The organism is Thomasclavelia sp. (assembly GCF_017889095.1).
Taxonomy (GTDB): Bacteria; Bacillota_I; Bacilli_A; order Erysipelotrichales; family Coprobacillaceae; genus Thomasclavelia.
On record NZ_JAGHEW010000055.1, the window covers coordinates 1 to 9,990 of the forward strand.

Annotated in this window: 10 protein-coding genes, 1 pseudogene and 1 other annotated feature; of the genes and pseudogenes, 9 read left to right on the top strand and 2 right to left on the bottom strand. The window is 30.0% G+C overall.

Annotation, left to right across the window (positions count from 1 at the left end; all coding sequences use genetic code 11):
• Both J7M77_RS02385 and J7M77_RS02390 read right to left on the bottom strand, forming a co-directional pair.
• The coding region (locus J7M77_RS02385) for an AAA family ATPase (protein ID WP_296875607.1) at positions 1–620 on the bottom strand (620 nt) is incomplete at its 3' end.
• 66 nt (positions 621–686) lie between these two features.
• Positions 687–1,421: pseudogene (locus J7M77_RS02390) on the bottom strand (AAA family ATPase); the annotation flags it as partial.
• A gap of 218 nt (positions 1,422–1,639) precedes the next feature.
• Between J7M77_RS02390 and proC the strand changes: the two are divergent.
• The 9 genes from proC (at position 1,640) to ileS (ending at position 9,759) form a co-directional block, all read left to right on the top strand.
• Positions 1,640–2,416 carry a pyrroline-5-carboxylate reductase gene (proC, locus tag J7M77_RS02395; RefSeq protein ID WP_296875588.1) on the top strand — a complete coding sequence of 259 codons (777 nt, stop codon included), beginning with the start codon at positions 1,640–1,642 and terminating at the stop codon, positions 2,414–2,416.
• A 69-nt stretch (positions 2,417–2,485) separates the two neighbouring features.
• Positions 2,486–3,244, top strand: coding sequence for a hypothetical protein (locus J7M77_RS02400; protein ID WP_296875590.1), 759 nt, complete (start codon positions 2,486–2,488; stop codon positions 3,242–3,244).
• The gene (gene sigK, locus J7M77_RS02405; protein ID WP_296875592.1) at positions 3,244–3,939 is read left to right on the top strand and encodes an RNA polymerase sporulation sigma factor SigK; all 696 of its coding nucleotides are present in this window, start codon (positions 3,244–3,246) and stop codon (positions 3,937–3,939) included. Before J7M77_RS02400 ends, sigK begins: the two co-directional genes overlap by 1 nt.
• A gap of 48 nt (positions 3,940–3,987) precedes the next feature.
• Positions 3,988–4,764 (top strand): SigB/SigF/SigG family RNA polymerase sigma factor, encoded by a 777-nt coding sequence (locus J7M77_RS02410; RefSeq protein ID WP_296875594.1) that lies wholly within the window; start codon positions 3,988–3,990, stop codon positions 4,762–4,764.
• A gap of 24 nt (positions 4,765–4,788) precedes the next feature.
• A complete protein-coding gene (locus tag J7M77_RS02415; protein ID WP_296875596.1) occupies positions 4,789–5,028 on the top strand; it encodes a YlmC/YmxH family sporulation protein in 240 nt (79 codons plus the stop codon).
• A gap of 99 nt (positions 5,029–5,127) precedes the next feature.
• On the top strand, positions 5,128–5,559 hold the full coding sequence (locus J7M77_RS02420) for a cell division protein SepF (protein ID WP_296875598.1): 432 nt from the start codon (positions 5,128–5,130) through the stop codon (positions 5,557–5,559).
• Positions 5,560–5,589: 30 nt separating this feature from the next.
• Positions 5,590–6,348 carry a YlmH/Sll1252 family protein gene (locus tag J7M77_RS02425; protein WP_296875600.1) on the top strand — a complete coding sequence of 253 codons (759 nt, stop codon included), beginning with the start codon at positions 5,590–5,592 and terminating at the stop codon, positions 6,346–6,348.
• 11 nt (positions 6,349–6,359) lie between these two features.
• Positions 6,360–6,815: a DivIVA domain-containing protein gene (locus J7M77_RS02430; RefSeq protein WP_296875603.1), complete on the top strand. Its 456-nt coding sequence runs from the start codon at positions 6,360–6,362 to the stop codon at positions 6,813–6,815.
• Positions 6,787–6,988: a binding site (T-box leader), on the top strand. (Overlaps the previous gene by 29 nt.)
• A 41-nt stretch (positions 6,989–7,029) precedes the next feature.
• Positions 7,030–9,759 carry an isoleucine--tRNA ligase gene (ileS, locus tag J7M77_RS02435; RefSeq protein WP_296875605.1) on the top strand — a complete coding sequence of 910 codons (2,730 nt, stop codon included), beginning with the start codon at positions 7,030–7,032 and terminating at the stop codon, positions 9,757–9,759.
• The last annotated feature ends 231 nt before the right edge of the window (positions 9,760–9,990 follow it).

The following is a 9,990-nucleotide window of genomic DNA, read 5'->3' on the forward strand; positions in this document are numbered from 1 at the left end:
TCGCCAATATGATAACCGTCATACATTTCTTTGACCTGCTCATTTAATTCCAATCCATAATAGTTTAACAGTTCTTTTACTTCATCTTTATTGAAGCCAAAATACTGACTATATGATTCTTCAGTAACAGTACATACAAGCGGATTATTTAAATCGCTGAAGATATTTTTCTTGGCTACCCTTTGAATACCTGTAAGCAAGGCATATTCTAAACTGTTAGAAGTTTTTAAAGCATTATGAAGCATTGAGGCTAAACCGTTTCTTATTTCATCATAGAACTTGCCTACATGTGCTTCGATAAACGGGGTATCATATTCATCAATAAAGACCATTACCCGTTTATGATAGTATTTTTCTAGTATTTTCATCAAAAATGATAATGAAGTAATTATATTATCAACACACCCATCTTCACTGTTTACCAAATGATTCAAGATTCTTTCATAATTGATTTGTTCAAATTTTGTCAAATTGACAAAAATATGTTTATAACGATCATATTCATTTTGTAATTGTTCTTTGATTAGCTGAACAAGACTATATTTATCCCCTTTAGCACTTGCAAAGGAAATAAATACAGTAGGATATTGATTTAAATATGAACAGTATTCAGTTTTCATGATCTTAGTATCTTTAAACAGTTCTTTTACTTCATGTTCATTGAAACCAAAATACTGACTATATGATTCTTCAGTAACAGTACATACAAGCGGATTATTTAAATCGCTGAAGATATTTTCCTTGGCTACCCTTTGAATACCTGAAAGCAAGGCATATTCTAAACTGTTAGAAGTTTTTAAAGCATTATGAAGCATTGAGGCTAAACCGTTTCTTATTTCATCATAGAACTTACCTACATGGGCTTCAATAAACGGGGTATCATATTCATCAATAAAAACCATTACCCTTTTACCATAATATTTTTCCAGTATTTTCATCAAAAAAGATAGTGAAGTAATTATATTATCAACACAGCCATCTTCACTGTTTGCCAAATGATTCAAGATTCTTTCATAATTGATTTGTTCAAATTTTGTCAAATTGACAAAAATATGTTTATAACGATCATATTCATTTTGTAATTGTTCTTTGATTAACTGAACAAGACTATATTTATCCCCTTTAGCACCTGCAAAGGAAATAAATACAGTAGGATATTGATTTAAATATGATTTATATTCAGTTTCCATGATCTTAGTATCTTTAAACAGTTCTTTAGAATCTTTAGTGATATCAAAAAACTCTGCCACCACTTACATATTTAAGGTCTTTCCAAATCCTTTCGGTCTGGTTATTAATGTTACCTGAGCACCAGTTGATAGAAATTCTTCAATCATCAATGATTTATCAATATTATAGTAATTATTTTCTTTTAATTTTCGATAATTAGTGATTCCAATTGGTATTTTTTTCATTTTCATTAGTCCTTTCAAGCTTATTGTAACTTACTTATTTTAATTTAACTAGATTTATTCATATCAATAGTAATAATATAGTACTCTATTAAAAATAGTGTTTTTAAATAAGTAAAATATGGAAAGAAACGCTTTTTCTTTTTTTTAGTATTCAAACTATGGTATACTATAAACAAATATTAAAACTAAGAGATTATAAATATTTTTAGAAATGAGGAAATATGATGAAAACAATTGGATTTATAGGAATGGGTAATATGGCCAGTGCTATCGCTGGAGGAATTGTAAAAAGCGGTTTTATTGATGGTAAAAATATCTATGGGTATGATGTTGATATAAATAAATTAATAAAAATGAATCAAGAATATGATATTCAACTATGTACCAGTGAAAAAGAATTGGTTAAAAGCTGTGATATCGTAGTTTTTGCAGTTAAACCGAATGTAATTGAAGATGTAATTGATAAAGTGCGGGAACGTTTAGATAAAAAAGCGGTCGTATCAATTGTCAATGGGTATAATAATGAACGCTATAACGAATTATTGATGGATTCAACGAGACATTTAAGTGTTATGCCTAATACTCCAGCTTTGGTCTTAAAAGGAATGACTTTATTGGAACAAGAAAATTCATTAACTGAAGAAGAATTTGATTTTGTTTCGAAAATGTTTTCAAGTATCGGTGAAATCGCTGTTTTACCTAGTTACCAGATGGCAGCGGGAAGTAGTATCAGTGGTTGTGGACCAGCCTTTGTTTATATGTTTATAGAAGCAATGGGGGATGCCGGTGTTAGTTTAGGTTTACCTCGTGATGTTGCTTATAAACTAGCGAGCCAGACAATTATCGGTTCTGGAACAATGCAGTTAGAAAATAGTCTTCATCCCGGAATTTTAAAAGATCAGGTTTGTTCTCCAGGTGGAATTACGATTAAAGGTGTAGAAACATTAGAAGAAAACAATTTTAGAAATGCTGTTATTAAAGCAATTAAAGCTTCCAAGTAAAATTGGAAGTCTTTTTTTACATGCAAAACTACTTGCCTTTCTTGACATATTTTTGCTTAGGGGTTTGTTATGATAGTTAGGGGTGAAAATATGGAGGTATATATCGAACTGACTTATCTAGTGAATTATTTGTTTATCTTATTAGCAGTTGAAATGATGGCAATTTTACTTAGTAAGGAAATAAGTTATTTTGAAGTAGTAAAACAAAGTTTTTATTTGAGTTTAGTAATAGGATTGTTGTATGTTGATTATCATGGTTATTTGATTTTAATTATTTGGGCAGTTATTTTAACTTGTCTTTATCAAAAACAAGTATTTTTATATTATCCAGTTTTTATATTTGCTTATTTTTCATTAGTTTATTTTTGTAGCTCTTTGATCGACCAGGCGTTTATTTATAATGGTATTTTAATTACACCGATCAATGTCGGAGTTGCAGGGTTAATGATCGTAAGTATTTTAGCTGTTTTGATGCAGGTAATGTTTATTGTTTATTTGAAAAGAAAAGTTAGAATTGGGGAGTTTTTGTATGATCTACAAATTATTTATCATGATCAAAAGTATTTAATAACGGGTTTTTTAGATAGTGGCAATGAAGTTTATTATCAAGGTTTCCCGTTAGTTTTGATTAATGAAAGAGTCATTGAAGATTATCAAATTATTGATGTAATTGGTTTAAATGATTTACGTAGTGATCAAATTGATGTGATTAAATTAGATTCTTTACAAATAAATAAGCAGATATTAAATAATATTTATGCGGGAATAATTAGTAATATTCAATATGATTGTTTATTAAATAAAGCGCTTATGGGAGGAGTGTTATAATGATTAAATTTATTTTAAAATTAATTAATCAAACCAAATATCTTTACTATATTGGTCGTCATGATATTTTACCGCCACCACTTAAAGGTCGTGAAGAAAAAGAAGCATTACAGCGATTAATGGCCGGTGACGATAAAGCTCGGGATTTGTTGATTGAGCATAATTTACGCTTAGTTGTTTATGTTGCTAAAAGGTATGATTCATCAAAAAATGGCAGTATTGAGGATTTAATTAGTATTGGAACAATTGGTTTAGTTAAAGCTATTAATACGTTTAAAGCTGATAAAAATATTAAATTAGCGACGTATGCAACACGTTGTATTGAAAATGAAATTTTAATGTTTTTACGCAAGAATAATAAATTACGCCATGAAATATCTTTAGATGAACCGTTGAATATTGACTATGATGGTAATGAATTATTACTATCAGATATTATTGGAACTGATAGTGATGTTGTTGAAACCCAGTTGGAGCAAAATGATCAAAAAGTAATGTTTTATGAAGCTTTTAAAGATTTATCAAAACGAGAAAAAGAAATCTTGATCTTCCGTTATGGATTGATGAATCGTGATGAACTGACGCAAAAAGATGTCGCTAAAATGATGGGGATTTCGCAATCTTATATATCAAGGTTAGAGAAAAAAATTATTAAAAAATTAAGAAATAAACTTAATTACAATGAAATAAAATAAGTATAATTTTGTCATATTTGCTAAAAATAGAGTTGAAAGAAGGCAAATATGAGTAATTTTCAGATTATTTTAAATGGTTATCAAGAACCAGAACGAAAACTTTCAACTAAAGAAATTTATTGCTTGATTGATAAATATCAAGCTACTAAAGATGAAACAATTAAAGAACAATTAGTAAATGACAATATGAAATTAGTATTATCAATGACCAAACGATTTTATGGTCGTGATAGCAGTGGTGAAGATTTATTCCAGGTAGGAATCATGGGTTTGATCAAAGCAATAGAAAATTTTAATACTAGTTATGGTTTACAATTTTCTACTTATGCTGTACCTTTGATTTTAGGTGAGATGAAACGCTATTTACGTGATAATCACCAGATTAAAATTTCAAGGTCGATTAGAGATCTTGCTTATCGCGCTTTAAAAATCAAAGATAAATATTTAACTAAATTTCAGCGCGAACCTACTGTTAATGAATTAGCTAAAGAATTAAAAGTAGAACCGGAAGAAATAGTTGAAGCATTGCTTTCAACTAACAGTGTTTCTTCTTTGCAAGAAGAAGTCAAAAATGATGATGGTAATAATTTAAAGATGATTGATTCTTTAAAAGATGATAAGATGGATGCAGTGATCACTAATCAAAAAATTGATTTATATGATGCGATTAATAAATTAACACCAAAAGAACATCAAGTTATCAAACAACGTTATTTTGATGGTCTGTCGCAAAGTGAAATAGCTAAAGAATTATTTATTTCCCAGGCTCAGGTATCAAGAATTGAAAAAAAAGCACTAAACAATCTACATAATTACCTAAAATAATGCATATATTTTAATGGTGATTTAATGAGATTTGTTAAACTGCAATCAAAGGATGTAATCAATGTAGTGACTGGCTGTAAAGTGGGTTTTATTAGTGATATTGAAATTGACTGGTGTACGAAGACAATTCAAGCTATAGTCGTGGAAAAATACAGTTTTTTTAAATTATTATGTTTTTTTAAGGAAGCACCTTGTATCGTTATTCCGATTGAATGTGTGGTAAGTATCGGTGGTGATGTCATTTTAGTTACTCTAGATGGCTAAAATTTACATTTTTATTTTTAACTTGATTTAATAATCCTTTTATGATATGAAATAATATGTTATAATGGATTAGAAATAAGTTAAGGAGGTCTATACTTCATGGGATACGGAGAAAAAGTAAAAAAATGGTTTTTTGACGAAGACGGTGACGAAGTTGATGGATATGAAGATGTAGAAATTGATACAGAACCAAAAACAAGTTTGTTTGAGCAGGCTAAGTTTTCTAAAACTAGTGATGCCATCAAAGCTTTGAATGCGAATAAAGATAGTCAATTGATTTTATTTGAACCTCGTGCTTTTGCAGAAACTCAAGATATTGCCAATTATTTGAAGTTAAGAAAAGCAGCAGTGGTAAATTTACATCGCTTACAAAAAGAACAATCTAAACGTGTGGTTGACTTTTTAAGTGGGGTTATCTTTGCCATTGAAGGTGATATTCAAAGAATCGGTCCTAGAATTTTCTTATGTACACCTAAAAACATCGGCGTTTCGGGAACAATTGATTTAGATGATGAAGAAGCGGATGAATAATAAGTATTAGCTTGGCTAATACTTTTTGTTATGTTAGAGCATTTTAAAGGTGAAGAAGTCTTTGTAAAAAAAGTCCTTGAATACCAGGATCAAGCTTTATATAAACAAAGGCTTATTTTAACTAAATTTTTAAATCCATATCATCAATCAATTGTATATTCGATCATTGGTAAAAATAGTGAGTTAGTTGTAAAAGAAGATGGCGGTTTAAATAACTGTGAAATGAAACGGATGATCATTGCTCCCGATTTTTATCAAATTGAAGAAAATGATTTTGAAATTGTTTTAGCTAAAATAACTTATGCAAAAAGTTTTGGTAAATTGAGTCATCGTGATATTTTAGGGGCGTTGATGTCTTTAGGGGTTAAACGTGAGTTATTTGGTGATATTTATGAATACCAGGATGATTTTTATGTAGCGATGGATCAAAAAATATTTGTATATGTTTTAGATAATTTGACTAAAATAAAAAAGAGCAAAGTTAAAATAACAGCCAGCAAACAAGAATTAACGATTGAACATCAATATATGAAAAAGACATTTATTGTTTCTTCATTAAGGTTAGATAAGGTCGTTAGTACGTTATATGGGATCGCTAGAAGCAAGGCAGCTGATTATATTCGTGCTGGTTTTGTAAAAGTTAATCATAAAGAAGTTGAAGAAATAAATTATTTGTGTAATAATAGGGATATAATATCGTTAAGACGTCATGGGAGAGTTAAATTTGTCGATACAAATCGACTTACAAAACAAAATAACCATGTTGTTGAAGGATATTTTTATAAGTAAGGAGTGATACGATGAGTGATTTTAGAAAACAGTTTCGTGGTTATAGCATTGATGATGTTGATCGTCAAGTTGAACAATATCAAAATGAAATAACTAAATTACAAAATCAAATTAGTAGTTTAACGGAACAATTAGAACAAATAAAAGAACAAAACTCATTGTTGCAACATCGTGTCAATATTACTCAAAAGACCAATGAAGAAATTGCACGTTTAGCTTTAAAAGAAGCTAGTGAATTAATTGATAAAGCTAAACGAAACGCTAATATGATCTTAAAAGAATCATTAGATTATGTTCGTAACTTATCAAATGAAATGTGTGATTTCAAAGATCAGGCAATTAGATTTAGAGCTTCGGTGCAAAAGATGTCACAAGATATATTAGACTCGATTGATAATTCGGAAGTTTTTAATTTAATTAACGAAGATGAAGAAAGTGAAAAATACGATGAAGGAGACAGTTTATAATAAGATGTTTCAAGAGAGCTAATGGCTGGTGTGAATTAGCAACTATTATTATAATGAATCACTCTGGAGTAGCGCCTTGAAATTAGTAGAGGTAGCCGTTAATCGCGTTAAGATTACAAGTGCATGTTGAAAAACATGAATTAAGGTGGTACCGCGGTTTATTCGTCCTTTTTAAAGGACTTTTTTTATTATTTAAAATTTTGGAGGAAGAATGATGAATTATAAGGACACTTTATTGATGCCAAAAACTAAGTTCGAAATGAGGGGGAATCTTCCTAAAAAAGAACCTAAGTATGTTGAACGCTGGCAAGAAGCAAATATGTATGAACAAGTAATTGAACAAAATAAGGGACATGATGAATTTGTTTTCCATGATGGTCCGCCATACGCTAATGGTAATATGCACATGGGACATATGTTAAACAAAGTTATCAAAGACGTTATTTGTCGTTACAAAAATATGCAAGGATTCTATACACCATATATTCCTGGTTGGGATACTCATGGTTTACCAATTGAAAATGCAATTCAAAAATTAGGAGTTAACCGTAAAGAAATGTCAACTGCTGATTTTAGAGAAAAATGCAAAGAATATGCTTATGAACAAGTAGCTAAACAAAAAGAACAGTTAATCAGAATGGGGACTTTTGCTGATTATAAACATCCATATTTAACTTTAACACCTGATTTTGAAGCTAATCAAATTGATGTTTTTGCAAAAATGGCTATGGATGGATTAATTTTCAAAGGATTAAAACCAGTTTACTGGTCACCATCAAGTGAATCAGCTTTAGCTGAAGCCGAAATTGAATACCATGATATCAAAAGCCCAGCTATTTATGTAAAATTTGCGGTTAAAGATGGTAAAGGTATCTTAGATAACGATACTTCATTTGTTATCTGGACAACTACACCTTGGACAATTCCTGCTAACCTGGCAATCTGTTTAAATGAAAACTTTACTTATGCTTTGGTTGATACACCAAAAGGTAAATTGATCGTTTTAGATGAACTAGTGGCTTCATTGATGGAAAAATTTGAAATTAGTGAGTATGAAGTAATCAATCGCTATAAAGGTAGTGAATTAGAAATGATTACTTGCAGCCATCCATTATATGATCGGGAGTCATTAGTAATTTTAGGTGATCACGTTACTACTGATGCTGGTACAGGATGTGTTCATACTGCACCTGGATTTGGGGCTGACGACTTCTTTATCGGTCAAAAATATGGTTTACCAGCATATTGTAATGTTGATGAACATGGATGCATGATGAAAGACTGTGGTGAATGGTTAGAAGGACAATATGTTGATGATGCCAATAAAACAGTTACTTTAAAACTTGATGAACTAGGTGTGTTATTAAAACTAGAATTCATTAAGCATAGTTATCCTCATGATTGGCGAACTAAAAAACCAATTATCTTTAGAGCAACTGACCAATGGTTCTGTTCATTAGATAAAATTAGAGATAAATTATTAAATGAAATTGACAATGTTAACTGGTTAAATGAATGGGGTCACATTCGTATTTACAATATGATCAAAGAACGTGGTGACTGGTGTATTTCTCGGCAAAGATCTTGGGGAGTACCAATTCCAATCATCTATTGTGAAGATGGAACACCAATCATGGAAGAAGAAGTATTTAAACACATTTCTGATTTATTTAGAAAATATGGTTCTAACGTCTGGTTTGAACGTGATGAAAAAGATCTATTACCTGAAGGTTATACTAATGAACATTCACCTAACGGTATTTTCAAAAAAGAAAAAGATATCATGGATGTTTGGTTTGACTCAGGATCAAGTCATACTGGATGTATGATTGAACGTGGTTATCGTTATCCAGTTGATCTATATTTTGAAGGTAGTGACCAATATCGTGGCTGGTTCAACTCTTCATTGATCGTTGGAACAGCGGCTCATGGTTGTGCTCCTTATAAAACAGTATTATCACATGGTTTTGTTTTAGATGGTAAAGGAAATAAAATGTCTAAATCATTAGGTAATACCGTTGATCCAATTAAATTAGTTAATCAATATGGTGCTGATATTGTTAGACTTTGGGCAACTTCAGTAGCATACCAGCAAGATGTTAGAATTAGTGATGAAATCATGAAACAAATTTCTGAAAACTATCGTAAAATCAGAAATACAATGCGTTTTGTTTTAGGAAACTTAAATGATTTTAAAGAAACTGATTTAGTTGCTGTTGATAAATTGGCAGCAGTTGATCAATATATGTTAGCTAAATTAAATGACTTAATTGATGGTTATCATGAAGCTTATGCCAACTATGATTTTGCCGAAGCTAATCAATTGATCTTAAATTACTTTACTAATTTATTAAGCTCTTTCTATATGGATTTCACTAAAGATATCTTATATATCGAAAAAGCTGACAGTTTAAGAAGACGTCAAGTGCAAACAGTTTTATACTATCATGCTAAAATCATGATGAAATTAATTTCTCCAGTACTAGTATTTACTGCTGAAGAATTACATGATCATTTCGATTGTGATGAAAATAAAGCTGATTCAATCTTCTTAGAACCAGCAATTGTAAAAGTTGATGTTGCTAATAGTGAAAGCATTAAAGAATATTTTGATCGTTTCTTAGAATTACGTAAAGATGTCTTAAAATCATTAGAACAATTACGTAATGATAAAGTAATTAAATCAAATATGGAAGCTAAAGTTACTATCTCTTTAAAAGATGAATATAAAGATATGGATAAATTAGCTGATGATTTAAAACAATTATTCATTGTCGCTAAAGTTGTTTTAGTTGATGATAATAGTTTAGAAGAATATGACAGTGCTTATATTAAAGCGGAAAAATTCGTTGGTCATCAATGTCCACGCTGCTGGAACTATTTTGAAGAAGATGAAATGGAAGGCGAATTATGTCATCGCTGCCATGAGGTAGTAAATCAATAAACGAAGGTAAAAACCTTCGTTTTTTCATTATAAAAACAATAGCATATTTATTTTTATCAGTTATAATAAAAAGATGAAGGATAAAGGACGATAAAATGAAAGTAGCAATTTTAGATGATGATAAAAACGCAATTGAAACAATCTACCAGTTAGTTTTAAAATATTCAAATATCTCCGGTCTTGATATTGATAAATACCAGGATGCTAATTATTTTTTAGCTGGTGATAAAA

Bases quoted from the DNA above. Each gene is read 5' to 3' on its own strand.
- proC (WP_296875588.1), top strand. From the start codon at position 1,640: ATGAAAACAATTGGATTTATAGGAATGGGTAATATGGCCAGTGCTATC.
- J7M77_RS02400 (WP_296875590.1), top strand. From the start codon at position 2,486: ATGATAGTTAGGGGTGAAAATATGGAGGTATATATCGAACTGACTTAT.
- sigK (WP_296875592.1), top strand. From the start codon at position 3,244: ATGATTAAATTTATTTTAAAATTAATTAATCAAACCAAATATCTTTAC.
- J7M77_RS02410 (WP_296875594.1), top strand. From the start codon at position 3,988: ATGAGTAATTTTCAGATTATTTTAAATGGTTATCAAGAACCAGAACGA.
- J7M77_RS02415 (WP_296875596.1), top strand. From the start codon at position 4,789: ATGAGATTTGTTAAACTGCAATCAAAGGATGTAATCAATGTAGTGACT.
- J7M77_RS02420 (WP_296875598.1), top strand. From the start codon at position 5,128: ATGGGATACGGAGAAAAAGTAAAAAAATGGTTTTTTGACGAAGACGGT.
- J7M77_RS02425 (WP_296875600.1), top strand. From the start codon at position 5,590: ATGTTAGAGCATTTTAAAGGTGAAGAAGTCTTTGTAAAAAAAGTCCTT.
- J7M77_RS02430 (WP_296875603.1), top strand. From the start codon at position 6,360: ATGAGTGATTTTAGAAAACAGTTTCGTGGTTATAGCATTGATGATGTT.
- ileS (WP_296875605.1), top strand. From the start codon at position 7,030: ATGAATTATAAGGACACTTTATTGATGCCAAAAACTAAGTTCGAAATG.